Raw genomic sequence first — 18281 nt, 5'->3', positions numbered from 1 at the left:
GCCGTTACGCTGGACCCGTGGCAGTCGTCGATATTTCCGAAGAGCTGAAGTCCCTCTCCTCGACCATGGGGTCGATCGAGGCCGTCCTGGACCTGGATGCGCTGAGGGCGGAGATCGCCGCGCTCGAGGAGCAGGCTGCGGCGCCGTCCCTCTGGGACGACCCGGAAGCGGCCCAGAAGATCACCAGCAAGCTTTCGCACCTCCAGGCCGAGGTCCGCAAGGCCGAGGCGCTGCGCGGCCGCATCGACGACCTCGAAGTCCTCTTCGAGCTCGCCGAGGACGAGGGCGACGCCGACGCACAGGCCGAGGCCGAGGCGGAGCTGGCGTCGGTGAAGAAGGCGCTGGACGAGATGGAGGTCCGCACGCTCCTCTCCGGCGAGTACGACGCGCGCGAGGCCCTGGTGACCATCCGCGCCGAGGCCGGCGGCGTCGACGCCGCCGACTTCGCGGAGAAGCTCCAGCGCATGTACCTCCGCTGGGCCGAGCAGCACAACTACAAGACCGAGGTCTACGAGACCGCGTACGCGGAAGAGGCCGGCATCAAGTCGACCACCTTCGCCGTCCAGGTCCCGTACGCCTACGGCACCCTCTCCGTCGAGCAGGGCACCCACCGCCTGGTCCGCATCTCGCCCTTCGACAACCAGGGCCGCCGCCAGACCTCCTTCGCGGGCGTCGAGGTGCTGCCGGTCGTCGAGCAGACCGACCACGTCGAGATCGACGAGTCCGAGCTGCGCGTGGACGTCTACCGCTCCTCGGGCCCCGGCGGACAGGGCGTCAACACCACGGACTCCGCGGTGCGTCTGACCCACCTGCCCACCGGCATCGTCGTCTCCTGCCAGAACGAGCGTTCGCAGATCCAGAACAAGGCGTCCGCGATGAACGTCCTCCAGGCGAAGCTCCTTGAGCGCCGCCGCCAGGAGGAGCAGGCCAAGATGAACGCCCTCAAGGGCGACGGCGGCAACTCCTGGGGCAACCAGATGCGTTCGTACGTCCTCCACCCGTACCAGATGGTCAAGGACCTGCGTACGGAGTTCGAGATGGGCAACCCCGAAGCGGTCTTCAACGGCGAGATCGACGGTTTCGTCGAAGCCGGCATCCGCTGGCGCAAGCAGCGCGAGAAGTAGCCGCGGCGCTACGGAGGTTGGGCCCGGACAGGCGACTGTCCGGGCCCTTCCGCGTTAGGGAGGAACTGTGCCCGATGCGTCACAGTCGTGCTTCCGAATAGTCGTCAACACCCCTCATATCGGTGCCTAGCGCACGGAACGGCCTTGACGTACTCCTCAACTCTGGTCAGGGTGCTGGAGCAGCATGCGTATGTTCGGGACGGGTGCGAGCCAGGGGGCGGGCGGGGTGACCACGGCACGACGTGGCCTTGCCGAGAGCGATGCCCCCGGGGCCCATGGCCCGCGTACCGCTGCTCCATGACGAGATTCAGCTACTGGGGGTAGCAACACATGACGAAGAAGACGCGTGTGCGCGTCGCGCGGATCGCCGCCGGTGCGGTCATCGCCGCGGGCGCCTCGCTGACCGCGGCCGGCGCGGCACAGGCGGTCGGCCTCGACATCGGCGTCGACACGGGTGTCGCCGACGTCCAGGTCCAGGCGGGCACGCCGGGCGACGGCGACCCGGGTGGCGTCGACACGGGCGGCCAGGGCGGTGCCGGTAACGACGGTGGCGCGGGCAACGACGGTGGTGCCGGTAACGACGGTGGCGCGGGCAACGACGGTGGTGCCGGTAACGACGGTGGCGCGGGCAACGACGGTGGTGCCGGTAACGACGGCGGTGCGGGCAACGACGGTGGTGCCGGTAACGACGGCGGTGCGGGCAACGACGGTGGTGCCGGTAACGACGGTGGTGCCGGTAACGACGGTGGTGCCGGTAACGACGGCGGTGCGGGCAACGACGGTGGTGCCGGTAACGACGGTGGTGCCGGTAACGACGGTGGTGCCGGCAACGACGGTGGCGCGGGCAACAACGGCGGCAACGGCAACAATGGTGGTGCCGGTAACAACGGCGGCAACGGCAACGACGGTGGCGCGGGCAACAACGGCGGCAACGGCAACGATGGCGGTGCCGGTAACAACGGCGGCAACAACGGCAGCACCAGCAGCAACGGCGGCGCGAACGGCAACGGCGGCGGCGACCAGGGCGGCACCGGCACCTCCGGCGGCGACCAGGGCGGCTCCAGCGCGACCGGTGGCGGCTCCCCCCTCGGCGGCGGCGACGACGGCGGCTGCACCGTCGACCTCGACGGCGCCCAGTGCACCGACAACACCGACACCGACAGCGTCGGCAACAAGCCGGTCGAGCAGAGCAAGGGCAAGGAAGAGCTCGCCGAGACCGGTGCGGCCGAGACCACCTTCCTGGTCATCGGCGCCGCGACGATGATCGCGGGAGGCATCGGCTTCCGCATCCTGCCCCGCCTGGTCGGCGGCGGCCGCACGGTCGCCTAGTTCGACCTGATCGGCACGGTCCGGGCCGACCGGGACCGTACCGGCCGGTAGCGGGTACCTCAGAGGCCCGTACACAGCACGGCACAGCATGAAGAGGGGCCTGGGAGAGGGCGCGAAGCCTCCCGGGCCCTTCGGTGTACTCGGGGCCGCTCAGAAGGCCGTACGCCGGGCCGCTCAGAAGGCCGTACGCGGAGCCGCCACGGAATCCGTACGGCGGACGGTCCGTACACGCGGACGTCAAGCGCCCGGGGCGCCGCACACGGACGAGTCGCTCGACCCCGGCGGAGTGACGGGGCTAAGGGCCCCGGGTCAGCCGGCCTGGTGGGCCAGCAGCGCGAGCGCCGTCAGCAGCACCACCATCAGGGCGATCAGCGTCGCCGGGCTCATCCCGGCCAGCGGGCCCTGGCCCTGCTCCTCCAGCATCTGCTGCCGGACGGCGCGGCAGACGCGGCAGCGGCCCTCGCTGACGGGGGACGCGCAGTTCGCGCACACCAGTCGGTCATAGGTCATGCGCACTCCTCCTCCCGCGCGGTGGATCCGGTCCCGGTCTCTCCCCGCACAACGCTCACGGAAACGCAACCGTTCCCCCCACCACTGTGCCAGCTCGCGGCGATTTCGGCGCGGCCCGCCGGACAAGGTCCGGCACGACCCGTTTCGTTCCGGGGGCGTATCCGCCATATATCGCCCATTGCCGGACGCCGCCTGCACGTGCGAGCCCGGTTCGCGTATGGTCACGCTCACCTACTCCCGGCCGACCGTGGTGCATTCGTGATCCGATTCGACAACGTCTCCAAGACCTACCCGAAGCAGACCCGACCGGCTCTGCGCGATGTCTCGCTGGACATCGAGAAGGGTGAGTTCGTCTTCCTCGTGGGCTCCTCCGGCTCCGGCAAGTCGACCTTCATGCGGCTGATCCTGCGCGAGGAGCGCGCCAGCACGGGCATGGTCCACGTGCTCGGCAAGGACCTCGCCCGGCTGTCCAACTGGAAGGTGCCGCAGATGCGCCGCCAGCTCGGCACGGTCTTCCAGGACTTCCGGCTGCTGCCCAACAAGACGGTCGCGGAGAACGTGGCCTTCGCGCAGGAGGTCATCGGCAAGCCGCGCGGCGAGATCCGCAAGGCCGTGCCGCAGGTCCTCGACCTCGTCGGCCTGGGCGGCAAGGAGGAGCGGATGCCCGGCGAGCTCTCCGGTGGTGAGCAGCAACGCGTCGCCATCGCGCGGGCCTTCGTCAACCGCCCCATGCTGCTGATCGCGGACGAGCCGACCGGCAACCTCGACCCGCAGACCTCCGTCGGCATCATGAAGCTGCTGGACCGGATCAACCGGACCGGCACCACCGTGATCATGGCGACCCACGACCAGAACATCGTCGACCAGATGCGCAAGCGCGTCATCGAGCTCGAACAGGGCCGTCTCGTACGCGACCAGGCACGCGGCGTCTACGGCTACCAGCACTGACCGAGGGGCCCCGGGGCCCCTCGCGCATTTCGAGCATCGAGCACTGCACTGAAAGGACGCCATGCGCGCCCAGTTCGTCCTGTCGGAGATCGGCGTCGGTCTCCGCCGCAACCTCACGATGACCTTCGCGGTCGTGGTCTCCGTCGCCCTCTCGCTCGCCCTGTTCGGCGGCGCGCTGCTGATGCGCGAGCAGGTCAGCACGATGAAGGACTACTGGTACGACAAGGTCAACGTCTCCATCTTCCTCTGCAACAAGAACGACGCCAAGGACGCGCCCGAGTGCGCCAAGGGGGCCGTCACCAAGGAGCAGAAGGACCAGATCAAGACCGATCTGGAGAAGATGGAGGCCGTGGAGACGGTCCACTTCGAGACGGCCGACGAGGCGTACAAGCACTACCAGGAGCAGTTCGGCGACTCCCCGATGGCGGGCAACATCACGCCCGACCAGATGCAGGAGTCGTACCGCGTCAAGCTCGACGACCCGCAGAAGTACAAGGTGGTCGCGACGGCGTTCGCCGGGCGGGACGGGGTGCAGTCCGTCCAGGACCAGCGCTCCATCTTGGACCAGCTCTTCGAGCTGATGAACGGCATGAACCTCGTGGCGATCTACGTCATGATCCTCATGCTCGTCATCGCGCTGATCCTGATCGTCAACACCGTGCGCGTCTCCGCGTTCAGCCGGAGACGTGAGACGGGCATCATGCGCCTGGTGGGAGCCTCCGGCTTCTACATCCAGGCCCCCTTCATCATGGAGGCGGCCGTCGCCGGCCTGATCGGTGGCGTGCTGGCCTGCGGGATGCTGCTCGGCGGCCGGTACTTCCTCATCGACGGCGGCCTCGCGCTCCAGGACAAGCTGCTCGTGATCAACTTCATCGGCTGGGACGCGGTCCTCACCAAGCTTCCGCTGGTGCTCGCGATCGGGCTGCTGATGCCCGCCGTCGCCGCTCTCTTCGCGCTGCGCAAGTACCTGAAGGTGTGACATAAGCCCCTTGGGGCGCACGGGTGATCTCCCGTGCGCCCCAAGGGGTTTGTCCTAGACTCGACGCCATGTCGGGCTTCGCTCAACGTTTCGGGCCCCGCGGTCTGCGCCGCGGGGCGACCCTGACATTGGTCTTCGGGTGCGCGCTCGCCACCGCCGCCGCGACGGGTTCGCTGCCCCAGGATCCCGCGCCCGCCGAGCCCCGGCCGCAGACCCGCGCGATCTCCTCCACCGTCGCCCCGGTCGACCGCGAGGAGATCGAGGACGCCGCCGAGAAGGCGGAGGCGGACGGCACGTCCGTGAAGGACGCCGCCGAGGAGGTCGTCAGCCGCAGCGGCGACCGCTGGGGCGCGGTGTACGACCAGCGGGAGTACGAGGAGTTCGAGAAGGCCCTCGACGGCTCGTACACCGGGGTCGGACTCTCCGCCCGGCGCACCGCCCACGGCGACGTCACCGTCTCCCGCGTCCAGCCCGGCAGCCCCGCCGACCGCGCCGGCATCCGCACCGGCGATCTGCTGCGCACCCTGGACGGCCGGGCGATCGGCAAGCGCCCCGTCGCGGAGGTCGTCGCGTCACTGCGCGGGGACGGTACGGGGGCCTCCGAGGGCAGCAGGGTGGAGCTGGGGCTGGTCCGCGAGGGCCGGAGCTGGACGAAGACCCTTGAGCGGGCCCGGCTGACCACCGAGGCGGTCACCGTGCGGCGGCTGGGGGAGGGCGCATCCCCGGCGGTGCTGATCAAGGTCGCCGCCTTCACCAAGGGTGCGGGGGCCGAGGTCCGGGACGCGGTACGGGAGGCCCCCGGCGACGCCGGGATACTCCTGGACCTGCGCGCCAACTCCGGCGGACTCGTCACCGAGGCCGTCGTCGCCGCCTCCGCCTTCCTGGACGGCGGGCTGGTCGCCACGTACGACGTACGCGGCGAGGAGCAGGCGCTCTACGCGGACCAGGGCGGGGACACGGACCGGCCGGTCGTCGTGCTGGTGGACGGCGGCACGATGAGCGCCGCCGAGCTGCTGACCGGGGCGCTCCAGGACCGGGGCCGCGCGGTCACCGTCGGCTCTCCCACCTTCGGCAAGGGCTCCGTGCAGATGCCGAGCGAGCTGCCCGGCGGTTCGGTGGCCGAGCTGACCGTCGGCCACTACCGCACCCCGGCCGGCCGCACCGTCGACGGCAGGGGCATCACCCCCGACCTCCTGGTGCGCGAGGGGGCCGAGAAGCGGGCCGAGACGGTATTGAGTGGCCTCGGGGGTGGGTCGTAGTGCGAAAATGACCGCACTATGGCGAAGGAAAAAGACACCGGGCGCAAGATGATCGCGCAGAACAAGAAGGCGCGGCACGACTACACGATCCTCGACACCTACGAGTGCGGTCTCGTCCTCATGGGTACGGAGGTCAAGTCCCTGCGCATGGGGCGGGCCTCGCTGGTCGACGGGTTCGTCCAGATCGACGACCACGAGGCGTGGCTCCACAACATCCACGTGCCGGAGTACGTCCAGGGCACCTGGACCAACCACGCGGCCAAGCGGAAGCGCAAGCTGCTGCTGCACCGGGCCGAGATCGACAAGCTGGAGTCCAAGTCCTCGGAGACCGGCCACACCATCGTGCCGCTCGCCCTGTACTTCAAGGACGGCCGGGTGAAGGTCGAGATCGCGCTCGCGAAGGGCAAGAAGGAGTACGACAAGCGGCAGACGCTCCGCGAGAAGCAGGACACGCGCGAGACGAACCGCGCCATCGCGGCCGCCCGTCGCCGCCAGCGCAGCGCCTGACCGGGCCCGGCGGGACCGTCGGCCGGGCGGCGGCCCGGCTCGCGTGAGCGGGGCGCGGGAATACGGTGGCACCGTCCCGCGTTGGTCACGTACGATGGGCCGTGCACCTCAGCGAAGGTGCGCGTTTTGAAAAATCAACATGGGGATGATCGGTTTCGACAGCGGATGTCGAAGCAGGGGAAGCGAGTCGAGGAAGCGGCAATGATCTCGTAAACCATATGTCGCAAACAATAATCGCCAATTCCAAGCGCGATTCCTCCGCCTTCGCCCTCGCTGCCTAATTAGCAGCTAGCGAAGACTCTGCGGAGTGTCAGCCCGGGGGTGATCCCGACCCGGATCCTGGCATCAACTAGGGATCTAAACTTCTCGGCCCGGCCACGGGGCCGAGAAGGAAATCAAACAGTGGCTGGGCCTGTCGGAGGCTTGTTCGCGTGACCTCCGGGGCCGAGAAATGCGTAGCGAACTGCACTCGGAGAAGCCCTGGTTCCGCACCGTTGGACGCGGGTTCGATTCCCGCCATCTCCACAATTCCCATGTAGGCCGTTGCCCCGCGAGTTCGCTCGCGGGGCAACGGCTTTTTCGCGCCCGCGTCGCACACCCGCGTCGCCCGCCCGTTTCCCGCGCCCACTTATCCCGCACGTCGGTTCGCGGGGTTCACCACTCGCGCCAGTCATCGGCCTCGAGAACGAGCGACGGGTGTCCGGCGACGTGCGCCAGCTCTTCGAGGACGCGGCAGACGTCCTCACGCTCCTCCGTCTCGATCACCCAGCCCGCGGCCTGGTCGGCGGCGTTGAACCACTGCACCAGCGCCTTCAGCGCCTTCCGCGCGGAGGGCTTCCGGGGCTTCGGACCCAGGGCCCGCAGCTCCCGGCACGCCTTGTGCACCCGCCGGACCGCTGCCCGCCGGAACGCGGCCGGAGGGAACGGCGGTGACGGCGTCCACCGCTCGAACGGGGTCTCCGCCAGCAACTGGTCCCAGGTGAGCCCCGCCAGCCGCTCCGCGTACCGCTCCTTCTCCGCCTCCGCCGCGCGACGACGGCGCTCCTCGACCGCCTCCCGCTCCCGCAGCAGCGCGTCGCGGTCGTGCGTCCAGCGCCACTCGCCCTCGACGTCGCTGTCGGCCAGAGCGAGGGTGGAGAACGAGGTGCCGACGCCCCTGGGGGAGAGGTAGGGGCCGGCCAGTTCCGTCTGCTCGGCGGTGAGCGGGACCGTGCCCAGCGCGGTCAGATCCGCCGGCCCGGTGGTGTCGTCCGCCCCGCACGCGAACACCGCGGGCCGCCCCGTGTGCGCGAACCGCCGGCGCCGCAGCACCCCGTGGTCCCGTACGTCCTCCAGTGCGGGCATCCGGTTCCACACCCCGTCGAGGACGGCCACCACGATCAGCTCCGGGGCACGCGCGACCACGGTGAACGCGCCGAAGCGGCCGGTCTCGGGCGGGGAGTCGGGGTGGAGCGGCGACGTGCGGAAGGCGAACACCGCACCGGGGTCGACGTCCAACGGGCTCTTCGGGCTTCTCTTCGCGGCGGCCATCGGGCCACCCTACGAGCGGCCTGTGACAGAGGCCGGGCCGTACGGAACTGTGCTCCGTACGGCCCGGCCTCGTCTGCGGCGGCGCTGCGTCAGCCCTGGTGCGCCCGGCCCTTCATGCTGTCGGTGAAGGCGGTCCACTGGGCGGGGCCGAAGTGGAGGCGGGGGCCGTGCTGGTTCTTGCTGTCGCGGACCGCCCGGCCGCCGTCGGACAGGGGGGCCACCTCCACGCAGTTGTCCTGCTGGCCGCTTGCGGTGGCCTTGACGAACGGGCCGACGACGGTGGGGGTGGCGCTGGTCATGATGGCTTCCTCTTGTCTCGTTCTTCGCGCATCAGTTTCATGATCTCGGTGATGCGCGTCAGTGAATCGGCCGGGCTCAGCGCGCTGGCCCGGAGGTTGTCGAACGCGTCGGAGAACGCGTCGAGCTGTCCGGACTGGTCCATGAACAGCGTCCCGGTCAGGTTGGCCACGCAGGCGATGCTGGGGTCCGCCGGAAAGTCGAAGAGCACGAACGGGCTCTGGACGCCCGCGTGCGCGCCCGCCTCGAACGGGAGCACCTGCAACGTGATGTTGCTCCGCTCCGTGAGGCGGGTCAGGTGGTGGAGCTGGTCCAGCATCGCCGTGTAGCCGCCGACCACTTGGCGCAGTGCGCCCTCGGTCACGATCGCCCAGATCTTCGGCGGCTGTTCGCCGTCCAGGATCGACTGGCGCTCCATCCGCACCTTGATGAGCGAGTCCGCATGGCCGGGCGGGAGCACCGCCGGGCCTGCCGTGATGATGTGGCGGGTGTAGTCCGGTGTCTGCATCAGACCCGGCACGATCATGCCCTCGAACGTCCGGATGCCGGCCGCCGAGCCCTCCAGCGCGATGAAGTCGCGGTACTCGCGCGGCAGCGCGTCCTCGTAAGCGATCCACCAGCCACGGGACTTGGCGTCCTTCGCCGCCTCCAGGAAGGCGGTGACCTGCTTCTCGTCGGTGACCTCGTAGAGGGCGAGCAGGGCCTTCAGATCCGTACGGGAGACACGCACGTCGCCGCTCTCTATGCGGCTCATCTTGGACTGGGAGAAGCCGAGTTCGGCGCCGACGGCCTCGGCCGTCAGATTGGCCCGGCGGCGCAGTTGCCGCAGGTCCGAACCCAGTCGGCGGCTCCTGATCGTCTGGCCCATCGTGCTCCTCGTGTGGTGTCGCCGCTCAGTCTGCCCGCTGGTCCGGCGCGAGCGCCAGCAAGTAGATATGCATACATGCGAAAGGGTACTTGCAGATCGGGAGTATGCAGAGCTACGGTGTCCGCGTAGGTCACGGAACGTCATTCCATGATGGCGAAGCGTGGCAATGCTCGTGGTGCGGACGGGGAATTCGCCTGCCCGCACCGCATGCCGAGAGGTGGACACCGATGTCCGGCGACGAACCGACCCTGACCTTCCCCGTGGCCGAGGAGTCCGTCCGGGCGGCTAGAAGATCCGTGCGGGGGGTGATGCGGGACTGGCGGATCGATGACGAGGTCTCCGACACCGCCGAACTCCTCGTCAGTGAACTCGTGACCAACGCCGTCCTGCACGCCACCGGCAGCCCGTTCCTCCGTGTGCGGTGCCAACGGTCGGCGCAAGCCGTCACCGTGACGGTCATCGACCACGGCGAAGGCGTCCCGGTCGTCCGCCACGGGGGCCTCGACGCCACGTCCGGCCGGGGGTTGTTCCTCGTGGAGACCCTGGCCGACGACTGGGGCGTACGGGAGCTGCCGCACGGCAAGGCCATCCACTTCACGCTCTCCGTGCCGCGGCCGCAGGGCGGCGACGCCTCGGCCGGAGACCCCCGCGCCATGAAGGAGTCCCGTGACGGACAGCAGGCACCGATCGCCGACGGGGACCACACCGGGGCTCCGGGTTCCGCTGCTCCGGGCGGAGCCGGCCGCGTACGTCCTGGCCTTCGGCCCGTACGGAGAGCGGCGCGAGGCGCTCACCACCGCTCAGCTCATGTCGCTCGTCGTGGACGCGGCGGGAGAGCTGGGGTTCGTCCTCTCGGCACCCCCTCGCCCCTCATGAACCGCCCGGCCCCGCGTGGTGCGGGCTCCTTACCGACGAAAGGCTGACTCCGATGTTCTCCCAGCGACCCGCACAGGCCGCCGCGCTCGTCGAGGGCGATCTGGCCGCACGGGACCTCGCCGAGGCGCTCCGGCTGGCGGGCTTCACCCTGCCCTCCCTCCACGGCGACATCCCCACCATCACCGACAAGGCGCTCGTCCACCTCGGAGGCGCGTCGGCCGAAGTGGTCCGCGATCTCGCCGCGTGGATTCGTCAACGGGCCTGAACCGGGGCGCGGTTCACGCTGCGGCGGCCCGCTGCCGCGACGAGCAGGGCCAAGGCCGCCGCCGACATCGGCGCCGCGTAGCCGGTGGCCGTGCCGGCGTGCTCGGCGAGCCAGCCGCCCGCCGCCGCGCCGGCCGCGATGCCGCCCAGCAGCGCGGTCACCGCGAGCGTCATGCCCTCGTTCAACTGCTCGGGGGGCGTGGCCCGTTGGATCAGCGTCATGCCCGTGACCATGGTGGGCGCGGTCGCCGCGCCCGCGATGAGCAGGCAGAGCGCCAGGACCGGCAGGGCGGCGGAGCCCGTGGCGGCCAGCAGCGGGAGCGACATCAGCGCCGTCATCCCGGCCAGGCACAGCAGCAGCCGCAGACGGACGTCGCGGGCCGGCCGCAGCGAGCCGTAGACCAGGCCCGCCACGCACGAGCCCGCCGCCTGGAGCGCCAGGATCGCGCCCCCGGCATGGGCGATCGAGACCACCTCCAGCGACCCGAACACCGCGCCCGTCGCGAGGAACACCGCCAGCAGCGCGGGCATCCCCGGGGTGCGCAGCGGCGAGGCCGCGGCCTTCGTACGGGGCGTGACGGGCGGTTCCGTGGCGCGCTGCGCGGCGAAGACCAGGACGCCGGTCATCAGGAGCACCGCGCCGACCAGCGTTCCCGCCTCCGGGAACAGCGCCCCGCAGAGCGTCGCGGCCAGCACCGGGCCCAGCATGAAGCACAGTTCGTCGGCGGCCTGTTCGAAGGAGTTCGCGGTGTGCAGGGCGGCCGGGTCGCCCCGGTGCAGATGCGCCCAGCGGGCCCGGGACATCCCGCCGGTGTTCGGGGTCGTCGCGGTCGCGGCGTAGGCGGCGAACAGCGTCCAGGCCGGGGCGTCGACATGGACGCACAGCACGAGCGCCAGCGATCCCAGCACGGCGAGCGCGGTGGCGGGCACCGCGACGCGCGCCTGGCCGTAGCGGTCCACCAGCCGGGCGGTGAAGGGCGCCACGACGGCCGTCGCCGCCAGGCCGGTCGCGGTGACGGCCCCGGCGAGGGCGTACGAGCCACGGGAACCGGCGATCATGATCACCGCGCTGACGCTGAACATCCCCATCGGCAGCCGGGCGATCAGGTTGCCCGCGGTGAAGGCGCGGGCCCCGGGAGTCGCGAGCAGCCGCAGGTACGGGTTGGACGACGGCGGCCGTGGCGTCCGCCGCTCCGGGCCCGTGGAGGCGGAGCGCGGGGCCGCGACCAACTGGCCTCCCGACACGGCGAGGAGAGGCGCCGCCGGGGGAGCGGCCGAGACCCGCGCCGGGCGAGCGTACGGGGCGGACCGGGGTGCGGGCTCCGGGCGCCGGGCGGGGGCGGGCGGGCGAGCGCCCGGTGCGGCAGGGGCGGCTGGGGCGGTGAGGGCGGGACCAGGGAGAGCGGGGGCGGCGGGGCGGGGGTGCGCGGTGGGCAAGGGGGCGGCCTCCGGGTGGGCAGCAGGGCGTATCGGCATACGGACCAGGCTCGTCGCGACCCGCCGTCCGGGTCCAACACCTTCTGCGCACCGATTCACGCACCTGTGTTGTGAATGCCTGTCCGGGCGGTAGATTCACCCCGTGCCCCCCTTCGACACCGACCCCCGGCTCCTGCGCGCCTTCCTCGCCGTCGCCGAGGAACTGCACTTCACCCGGGCCGCCGCCCGTCTCTTCGTCGCCCAGCAGGCGCTGAGCCGGGACATCCGGAGGCTGGAGCGGGAGCTGGGGGCGGAGCTGTTCGTCCGGACCACACGGCAGGTCGCCCTCACCCCGGACGGCACGCGCCTGCTGCCGTACGCCCGCCGGGTGCTCGACGCGCACGCCGAACTCGCCGGAGCCTTCGGCGGCTCCGCCCGGCCGCTGCTCGTGGACCTGAACAGCGACGGGGCCACCGCCGCCCGGGTGCTGGCGCGCGCCCGGGAGCTGGTGCCCGAGTGCGAGCTGATGGCCCGCTTCGAGTCCGGGCTCACCTGGGCGGCCTCCGAGATCCTGGCCGGCCGGCTCGACGCCTCGTTCGGCCGGGCCGCCGGGCTGGCCCCGACCGTGCGCTCGGGGCTCTCCGCCCACCCGGTGCGCTACGAGCCGATGGCCCTGATGCTGCCGCTCGCCCACCCCCTCGCCGACCGGGAGACCGTCGCCCTGGCCGAACTCTCCGGCGAGACCGTCTACGCGGGGGCCGGCAACGAGCGGACGCGGGAGTGGACGGACCTCGCCGCCCTGCTGTTCGCGGAGTGGGGCATCGTGATGGCGCCGCCGGTGCCGCTGGCCGTGGGGGCGGCGGAGTTCCAGCGGGTCATGGCCAAGGGCGGCCACCCCGTGCTGGCCGTGGTCGACTTCCCCGCGATGCCCGGGACGGTGCTGCGCCCCCTCGTCGACCCGGTTCCGCTCTCGCCGCTGTCGCTGGTCTGGCGGAAGGGGCTGCGGCACCCGGGCGTGGACGCCCTGCGCGAGGCCGCCGACGCGCTGGCCCGCGCCGAGGGGTGGCTGGAGCGGCCGGCCGGTGCGTGGCTTCCCGAGCGCGATCTGTCGCTGATGCGCGACCGTTCCTGATCGCCTCCGTGCTCCGTGCCGCCCGGCACGGCTCCGGGCCCGCACGGCTCCGGGCCCGGCACGGCTCCGGGCCCGCGTGGCTCCGGGTCCGCATGGCCCCGGGCTCGCACCGCTCCGGTCTCGCACGGCTCTCCGCGTCGGACGGCTTTCCGCCCCGCGCAGGTTTCCGCGCCCTCTCTCCGGCCGGTCGGCGGTTCGCGGGCCCTCTGCTCACCGGACCGCCCCCGGCCCGGTGAGAGCAAGGTTGCGCACCGGTCACCTCGCGCCACCGCACCGAAACGCGCGCTCCCTAGCGTCGGGACCCGACACCCCGATCCCCCCGTGGAGGCGCGAGATGGCAGGCCGTTGGATCGAGACGTGGGAGCCGGAGGACACCGCGTTCTGGCGGGAGACCGGCGAACGCGTCGCCCGCCGCAACCTGTGGTTCTCCGTGCTCTCCGAGCACATCGGCTTCTCCGTCTGGACCCTGTGGTCGGTGATGGTCCTGTTCATGGGGCCGGAGTACGGCGTCGACGCGGCCGGGAAGTTCTTCCTCATCTCCACGGCCACCCTCGTCGGCGCGCTGGTGCGCGTGCCGTACACGTTCGCCGTCGCCCGGTTCGGCGGGCGCAACTGGACCGTGTTCAGCGCGGTGAGCCTGCTCGTCCCGGCCCTGGCCGCCCTCTGGGTGATGGAGCCCGGCACCTCGTACGGCACGTTCCTCGCGGTCGCCGCGCTCACCGGGATCGGCGGGGGCAACTTCGCCTCGTCGATGACCAACATCAACGCCTTCTTCCCGCTGCGGAAGAAGGGCTGGGCGCTCGGCCTGAACGCGGGCGGCGGCAACATCGGCGTGCCCGTCGTCCAACTCGTCGGTCTGCTCGTCATCGGCACCCTGGGCGCCGCGCACCCCCGGGTCGTCCTCGGCGTCTACATCCCGCTGATCGTCACCGCAGCCGTCTGCGCCGCCCTGTACATGGACAACCTCCGGCCCGTGGCCAACGACACCGGGGCCGCGCTCCTGGCCGCCCGCGACCGGCACACCTGGATCATGGCCGTTCTCTACGTCGGCACGTTCGGGTCGTTCATCGGCTACAGCTTCGCCTTCGGCCTGGTCCTCCAGACCCAGTTCGGCCGCACCCCGCTCCAGGCCGCCTCCCTCACCTTCGCCGGGCCGCTGCTCGGTTCGCTGGCCCGCCCGCTGGGAGGCAGGCTCGCCGACCGGTACGGCGGCGCACGCGTCACGCTCGCCGCCTTCGCCGCGACGGCCGCCGCCACGGGCGTCGTCATCCACGCCTCCGGGGCCGCCTCGCTGCCCGTCTTCCTCGCCGGCTTCACCGCCCTGTTCGTCCTGACGGGACTCGGCAACGGATCGACGTACAAGATGATCCCCGGCATCTTCCACGCCCAGGCGCTCGCCCGGGGCCTGGACGGGGAGGCGGCGGCCGCCCACGGACGGCGGCTCTCCGGGGCGGCCATGGGCCTCATCGGGGCCGTCGGCGCGCTCGGGGGACTCGCCGTCAACCTCGCCTTCCGCCAGTCCTTCCAGGCGTACGGCACCGGAACCGCGGCCTTCTGGTCCTTCCTCGCCTTCTACGGAGTGTGCTCCGCCCTCACGTGGGCGGTATACCTTCGGCGTCCACAAGCCACGACCGTACGCACCCGGCTCGGCTACGCGGAGGTGTAGGGCGTGCCCGGCGGATCAGGACCGGACACACCCTGGAGGAAAGGCACCCGGATCGCACGGCGGCGACAGGCGGCGTAACGGCGGGGAAATACGGGGGAACCGAGCCCGTCACGCGCGGTTGGCAGGCTCAGGCGTCCGTACCGCGCGGAGGGGCCGTCGTCACCCCTCCGCCGCCGCCCCGCGAGAAGGTGACGACAGACCGCAGGGACCGGACGAGCCGCCGGCGGGAATCACAGGAGCGGGAACACGCCATGCAGGACGACGACACAGCGCACGGCCCCCTCGCGGGCTTCACCGTCGGGGTGACCGCGGCCCGCCGCGCCGAGGAGCTGGGCGCCCTCCTCCGCCGCCGCGGAGCCACCGTCCTGCACGCCCCGGCGCTGCGGATCGTGCCGCTCGCGGACGACCGCGAACTCCTCACCGCAACCCAGGACTTGATCGACCACGCGCCGGACGTGGCGCTCGCCACCACCGCGATCGGGTTCCGCGGCTGGATCGAGGCCGCCGACGGCTGGGGCATCGGCGACGCCCTCCTGAAGACGCTGCGCGCCGCCGAACTCCTCGCGCGGGGGCCCAAGGTGAAGGGCGCTGTCCGGGCCGCCGGCCTGACCGAAGCCTGGTCGCCCGGGTCCGAGTCGATGGCCGAGGTCCTCGACCGCCTCCTCGCCGAAGGCGTCGCCGGCCGCCGGATCGCCCTCCAACTCCACGGCGAGCCGCTCCCCGGCTTCGTGGAGTCCCTGACGGCGGCGGGCGCGGAGGTCGTGGTGGTCCCCGTCTACCGCTGGATGCCCCCGCAGGACATCGCCCCGCTCGACCGGATGCTCGACGTCACGGCCGCCCGGGGCCTGGACGCCCTCACCTTCACCAGCGCCCCCGCCGCCGCCTCGTTCCTGGGCCGCGCCGAGACGCGCGGACTGCTCCCGGAGGTGCTCGGGGCGCTGCGCGACGACATCGTGGTCGCCTGCGTCGGACCCGTCACCGCCCTTCCGCTCCAGGCCCGGAGCATCCCGACCCACCAGCCGGAACGCTTCCGCCTCGGCCCCCTCGTCCAGCTCCTCTGCGCCCGACTCCCCTCCACCGCACGTGTTCTGCCGATCGGCGGCCACCGGGTCGAGATCCGGGGCCACGCCGTCCTCGTCGACGACGAACTGCGCGCGGTGCCGCCCGCCGGCATGGCCCTCCTGCACGTGCTGGCCCGCCGCCCCGGCTGGGTGGTGGCCCGCGCCGACCTGCTGCGGGCCCTGCCCGGCAGCGGCACCGACGAGCACGCGGTGGAGACGGCGATGGCCCGGCTCCGCTCGGCCCTGGGTGCGCCCCGGCTGATCCAGACGGTGGTCAAACGCGGCTACCGGCTGGCGCTGGACCCCTCGGCGGACACGAAGTACGGACGGTGAGGCGGCGGCCTCACGCCGGGGGCGGGGCTCCGGGCGCGTACGTACGGAGAAGCGGGCGCGCGGCCTCGTACGACGGGGGCGGAGGTGGGAGCCATGGGCGCGTGAGCGGTGCGCGACCGTGGCGGCTAGCGTGACCGGATGACCGATCGCACCCGCCTCCTCGCCCCCGGCGTGACCTTCCGGCCCGCCGAACTCGCCGACGCCCCCTCCTTCGCCGCGGCCCTCACCCGCAACCGCGACTACATGCGCCGCTGGGAGCCGGTGCGCCCCGCGTTCTTCTACTCCGTCGAGGGCCAGTCGACCCGGCTCACCGCCCTGCTGGCCGACCGGGACGCCGGGCGGTCCATGCCCTGGGTGCTGGCGGACGCCGAGGAGCGGGTGATCGGCGCCTTCACGCTCTCCGCCATCGAGCGGGGCCCCTTCCGCAACGGCCGCCTCGGCTACTGGGTCGACGCCGACCACGCCGGACGCGGCCTGGCCACCGCCGCCGTCGGCGCGGTCTGCGACGAGGCCCGTGACCTGCTGGGCCTCCACCGCGTCGAGGCGGCGACCGTCACCGACAACGTGCCGTCCCAACGGGTGCTCGCCAAAGCCGGGTTCGAGCGGATCGGCACCGCCCCGGGGTATCTGCACATCTACGGCCTCTGGCGCGACCACCACCTGTTCCAGCGGCTCCTCCACGACGAACTGCCTATCGGGTGAGCGCGGCCCGGGCGAGGAGTCGCACGTGCACATGACCGTCCAGCGGATAGGCGGGCGGCAGCGCCGGGATCACGCGCCCCAGCGGGTATCCGCACTTCTCCGCCACCCGGCATGAGGCCGCGTTGTCGATCTGGTGCAGCAACTCCACCCGTTCGAGGCCCTGTTCGGCGAAGGTCGTGGACGCCCAGTCGGTGAGGGCCGCCAGCGCCCGTGACGCCACGCCCCGGCCGCGTGCCGGTGCCGTCGTCCAGTAGCCCGTCTCCGCCGTGCCGTTCACGAGATCCAGCTCCTTCAGCACGACGTTGCCGAGCAGTTCGCCCTCCCGTCCGCTCTCCGTCACCGCGAAGCCGAAGCGCCTGCCCGCCTCCCACCCCGCCCGCTGCTCCTCCAGCCAGGCGGCCGCTCCGTCCGCCCCGGTGACCTGGACGGCGAGCCACCGTCGCATCGCCGGATCGTCGTACGCCCGCAGCAGCGCGGGCTGGTCCTCCGGCCGCCACCGGCGCAGCAGAAGGCCCCCGGAGCCGGTCACGGTGCTTCCGTCGTGCGGGTCCATGCGTGTCTCCCCCTCGTGGCCCTTGGGCCGTCACCGTACGGGGTCGGCGGCGGGGGTTCCGGCGGGGCCCCGACGGGAGCACTCTGGGGACGGCCGTTCCACCGGGCGACCCGAGGCGGTGAACGTGAGCATGGCGGCGGGCGGGAGTGCGCGGGCGCGGCGCTTCGACGCGGGCCGGGTCTGCCTGGACCTGGTGGCCACGGAGGGGGTGGGCGGCGCGCGCGGCCCCGGTGAACTGCTGGGAGGCGCCGACCGGTTGGCCCGTTGGCTGCGCGAGGTGCGGCTCGTTCCGCCGGACACGGAGCTGTCGGCGGTGGATGGGGAGTGGGTCGCCCGCTTCCGTGAACTCCGTTCATATGTACGCGTCCTGATGGACACTCAGCTCAATGGAGCGGCAGGTCCGAGTGATGCCCTCGACCGGCTCAACGCCCTTGCCGCCGGGCCCCCTCCGAGCCCCCGCGCGGTGCGTGGTGCGGACGGCTCCCTCGTACGGACCCTGTCCTCCGCGCCCGACTGCGCGGGCCTCCTCGCCGTCGTCGCCCGGGACGCGGTGGACCTGCTCACCGATCCCGTCGCGCGGGCGGCCCTGCGCCGCTGCCAGGGCGAGACGTGCCACCGCCTCTACCTGGACACCTCGCGCGGCCGCCGGCGGCGCTGGTGCTCCGGAGGCGCCTGCGGCAACCGCGCCCGGGTCGCCCGCCACCGCCGCAGAAGCCTGGAGGCGCCGGGGGGCCGGGCCGGGGCGGGGGCGCCGGGTGCCCCGGCCGGGTCCGACAGTCCGGGCCCACCGGCCGGCGGAGGCCCGGGAACCCCTGCGGCTGACCGGGCCATACCGGCCGGCGGGAGCCCGGAAACCCCCGCGGCCGACCGGGACCCACCGGTCGGCGAGGCCCCGGGCGCCCCCGCCCGCACCGCCCCCACCAGCAC

At 72.2% G+C, this 18281-nt stretch carries 18 protein-coding genes, 1 other RNA gene and 1 pseudogene; 14 read left to right on the top strand and 6 right to left on the bottom strand.

Annotated elements, in window-relative coordinates; all coding sequences use genetic code 11:
* The first annotated feature begins 17 nt into the window (after positions 1-17).
* Positions 18-1124, top strand: coding sequence for a peptide chain release factor 2 (prfB, locus tag IF19_RS0131700; RefSeq protein ID WP_030119568.1), 1107 nt, complete (start codon positions 18-20; stop codon positions 1122-1124).
* Positions 1125-1454: 330 nt separating this feature from the next.
* Positions 1455-2453: an LPXTG cell wall anchor domain-containing protein gene (locus tag IF19_RS0131695; RefSeq protein ID WP_030290228.1), complete on the top strand. Its 999-nt coding sequence runs from the start codon at positions 1455-1457 to the stop codon at positions 2451-2453.
* Positions 2454-2762: 309 nt separating this feature from the next.
* Here the strand turns inward: IF19_RS0131695 and IF19_RS0131690 are convergent, their stop codons facing one another.
* Positions 2763-2963, bottom strand: coding sequence for a hypothetical protein (locus tag IF19_RS0131690; RefSeq protein ID WP_030119571.1), 201 nt, complete (start codon positions 2961-2963; stop codon positions 2763-2765).
* A 258-nt stretch (positions 2964-3221) separates the two neighbouring features.
* On the opposite strand from IF19_RS0131690, the gene ftsE reads away from it, so the two are divergent.
* The 5 genes from ftsE (at position 3222) to ssrA (ending at position 7184) form a co-directional block, all read left to right on the top strand.
* Positions 3222-3911, top strand: coding sequence for a cell division ATP-binding protein FtsE (ftsE, locus tag IF19_RS0131685; RefSeq protein ID WP_003968787.1), 690 nt, complete (start codon positions 3222-3224; stop codon positions 3909-3911).
* A gap of 61 nt (positions 3912-3972) precedes the next feature.
* Positions 3973-4890: a permease-like cell division protein FtsX gene (gene ftsX / locus IF19_RS0131680; protein WP_030119572.1), complete on the top strand. Its 918-nt coding sequence runs from the start codon at positions 3973-3975 to the stop codon at positions 4888-4890.
* A gap of 68 nt (positions 4891-4958) precedes the next feature.
* Positions 4959-6149 (top strand): S41 family peptidase, encoded by a 1191-nt coding sequence (locus IF19_RS0131675; RefSeq protein WP_050494067.1) that lies wholly within the window; start codon positions 4959-4961, stop codon positions 6147-6149.
* 18 nt (positions 6150-6167) lie between these two features.
* Complete coding sequence (gene smpB / locus IF19_RS0131670) at positions 6168-6656, top strand: SsrA-binding protein SmpB (RefSeq protein WP_026237616.1); 489 nt, start codon at positions 6168-6170, stop codon at positions 6654-6656.
* 141 nt (positions 6657-6797) lie between these two features.
* Positions 6798-7184: a transfer-messenger RNA gene (gene ssrA / locus IF19_RS1000000135755) on the top strand.
* Between the two features lie 126 nt (positions 7185-7310).
* On the opposite strand, the gene IF19_RS01000000135150 is transcribed toward ssrA, so the two are convergent.
* The 3 genes from IF19_RS01000000135150 to IF19_RS0131650 all read right to left on the bottom strand — a co-directional run bounded on the left by IF19_RS01000000135150 (position 7311) and on the right by IF19_RS0131650 (position 9351).
* Positions 7311-8186, bottom strand: coding sequence for a hypothetical protein (locus tag IF19_RS01000000135150; RefSeq protein ID WP_234313303.1), 876 nt, complete (start codon positions 8184-8186; stop codon positions 7311-7313).
* 89 nt (positions 8187-8275) lie between these two features.
* Positions 8276-8485, bottom strand: a complete 210-nt coding sequence (locus IF19_RS0131655; protein WP_030119574.1) for a DUF397 domain-containing protein — start codon at positions 8483-8485, stop codon at positions 8276-8278.
* Complete coding sequence (locus tag IF19_RS0131650; RefSeq protein WP_030119575.1) at positions 8482-9351, bottom strand: helix-turn-helix domain-containing protein; 870 nt, start codon at positions 9349-9351, stop codon at positions 8482-8484. Before IF19_RS0131650 ends, IF19_RS0131655 begins: the two co-directional genes overlap by 4 nt.
* Before the next feature lie 227 nt (positions 9352-9578).
* Here IF19_RS0131650 and IF19_RS1000000137870 point away from each other — a divergent pair, with 227 nt between their 5' ends.
* Together IF19_RS1000000137870 and IF19_RS0131640 are read left to right on the top strand one after the other, a co-directional pair.
* Complete coding sequence (locus tag IF19_RS1000000137870; RefSeq protein ID WP_050504514.1) at positions 9579-10274, top strand: ATP-binding protein; 696 nt, start codon at positions 9579-9581, stop codon at positions 10272-10274.
* Positions 10275-10279: 5 nt separating this feature from the next.
* Positions 10280-10492 carry a hypothetical protein gene (locus tag IF19_RS0131640; protein ID WP_030119577.1) on the top strand — a complete coding sequence of 71 codons (213 nt, stop codon included), beginning with the start codon at positions 10280-10282 and terminating at the stop codon, positions 10490-10492.
* On the opposite strand, the gene IF19_RS0131635 is transcribed toward IF19_RS0131640, so the two are convergent.
* Positions 10480-11967, bottom strand: a complete 1488-nt coding sequence (locus IF19_RS0131635; protein ID WP_234313302.1) for an MFS transporter — start codon at positions 11965-11967, stop codon at positions 10480-10482. The genes IF19_RS0131640 and IF19_RS0131635 overlap by 13 nt on opposite strands.
* Before the next feature lie 103 nt (positions 11968-12070).
* On the opposite strand from IF19_RS0131635, the gene IF19_RS0131630 reads away from it, so the two are divergent.
* From IF19_RS0131630 to IF19_RS0131615, 4 genes are all read left to right on the top strand, one after another.
* On the top strand, positions 12071-13039 hold the full coding sequence (locus IF19_RS0131630; protein WP_030119579.1) for a LysR family transcriptional regulator: 969 nt from the start codon (positions 12071-12073) through the stop codon (positions 13037-13039).
* A gap of 334 nt (positions 13040-13373) precedes the next feature.
* Positions 13374-14705, top strand: a complete 1332-nt coding sequence (locus IF19_RS0131625) for a nitrate/nitrite transporter (RefSeq protein WP_030119580.1) — start codon at positions 13374-13376, stop codon at positions 14703-14705.
* Positions 14706-14956: 251 nt separating this feature from the next.
* Entirely contained in the window at positions 14957-16099 is a 1143-nt protein-coding gene (locus IF19_RS0131620; RefSeq protein ID WP_030119581.1) for a uroporphyrinogen-III synthase, read from the top strand.
* A 138-nt stretch (positions 16100-16237) separates the two neighbouring features.
* Positions 16238-16801 carry a GNAT family N-acetyltransferase gene (locus IF19_RS0131615; protein WP_030119582.1) on the top strand — a complete coding sequence of 188 codons (564 nt, stop codon included), beginning with the start codon at positions 16238-16240 and terminating at the stop codon, positions 16799-16801.
* Here the strand turns inward: IF19_RS0131615 and IF19_RS0131610 are convergent.
* Positions 16791-17354 (bottom strand): GNAT family N-acetyltransferase, encoded by a 564-nt coding sequence (locus IF19_RS0131610; protein WP_050494066.1) that lies wholly within the window; start codon positions 17352-17354, stop codon positions 16791-16793. The genes IF19_RS0131615 and IF19_RS0131610 overlap by 11 nt on opposite strands.
* A gap of 130 nt (positions 17355-17484) precedes the next feature.
* On the opposite strand from IF19_RS0131610, the pseudogene IF19_RS0131605 reads away from it, so the two are divergent.
* Positions 17485-18114 (top strand): annotated as a pseudogene (locus tag IF19_RS0131605) (CGNR zinc finger domain-containing protein); the annotation flags it as partial.
* Positions 18115-18281: the final 167 nt, after the last annotated feature.

Source organism: Streptomyces californicus (assembly GCF_000717645.1).
GTDB classification, from domain to species: domain Bacteria; phylum Actinomycetota; class Actinomycetes; order Streptomycetales; family Streptomycetaceae; genus Streptomyces; species Streptomyces californicus.
Note: the sequence above shows the minus strand (reverse complement) of the source record. Positions and strands in the feature narration are given on the sequence as shown.

Bases quoted from the DNA above. Each gene is read 5' to 3' on its own strand.
- IF19_RS1000000137870 (WP_050504514.1), top strand. From the start codon at position 9,579: ATGTCCGGCGACGAACCGACCCTGACCTTCCCCGTGGCCGAGGAGTCC.
- IF19_RS0131675 (WP_050494067.1), top strand. From the start codon at position 4,959: ATGTCGGGCTTCGCTCAACGTTTCGGGCCCCGCGGTCTGCGCCGCGGG.
- IF19_RS0131620 (WP_030119581.1), top strand. From the start codon at position 14,957: ATGCAGGACGACGACACAGCGCACGGCCCCCTCGCGGGCTTCACCGTC.
- IF19_RS0131615 (WP_030119582.1), top strand. From the start codon at position 16,238: ATGACCGATCGCACCCGCCTCCTCGCCCCCGGCGTGACCTTCCGGCCC.
- IF19_RS0131625 (WP_030119580.1), top strand. From the start codon at position 13,374: ATGGCAGGCCGTTGGATCGAGACGTGGGAGCCGGAGGACACCGCGTTC.
- IF19_RS0131640 (WP_030119577.1), top strand. From the start codon at position 10,280: ATGTTCTCCCAGCGACCCGCACAGGCCGCCGCGCTCGTCGAGGGCGAT.
- IF19_RS0131695 (WP_030290228.1), top strand. From the start codon at position 1,455: ATGACGAAGAAGACGCGTGTGCGCGTCGCGCGGATCGCCGCCGGTGCG.
- IF19_RS0131650 (WP_030119575.1), bottom strand. From the start codon at position 9,351: ATGGGCCAGACGATCAGGAGCCGCCGACTGGGTTCGGACCTGCGGCAA.
- IF19_RS0131655 (WP_030119574.1), bottom strand. From the start codon at position 8,485: ATGACCAGCGCCACCCCCACCGTCGTCGGCCCGTTCGTCAAGGCCACC.
- IF19_RS0131610 (WP_050494066.1), bottom strand. From the start codon at position 17,354: ATGGACCCGCACGACGGAAGCACCGTGACCGGCTCCGGGGGCCTTCTG.
- ftsX (WP_030119572.1), top strand. From the start codon at position 3,973: ATGCGCGCCCAGTTCGTCCTGTCGGAGATCGGCGTCGGTCTCCGCCGC.
- smpB (WP_026237616.1), top strand. From the start codon at position 6,168: ATGGCGAAGGAAAAAGACACCGGGCGCAAGATGATCGCGCAGAACAAG.
- IF19_RS0131635 (WP_234313302.1), bottom strand. From the start codon at position 11,967: ATGCCGATACGCCCTGCTGCCCACCCGGAGGCCGCCCCCTTGCCCACC.
- IF19_RS0131690 (WP_030119571.1), bottom strand. From the start codon at position 2,963: ATGACCTATGACCGACTGGTGTGCGCGAACTGCGCGTCCCCCGTCAGC.
- IF19_RS01000000135150 (WP_234313303.1), bottom strand. From the start codon at position 8,186: ATGGCCGCCGCGAAGAGAAGCCCGAAGAGCCCGTTGGACGTCGACCCC.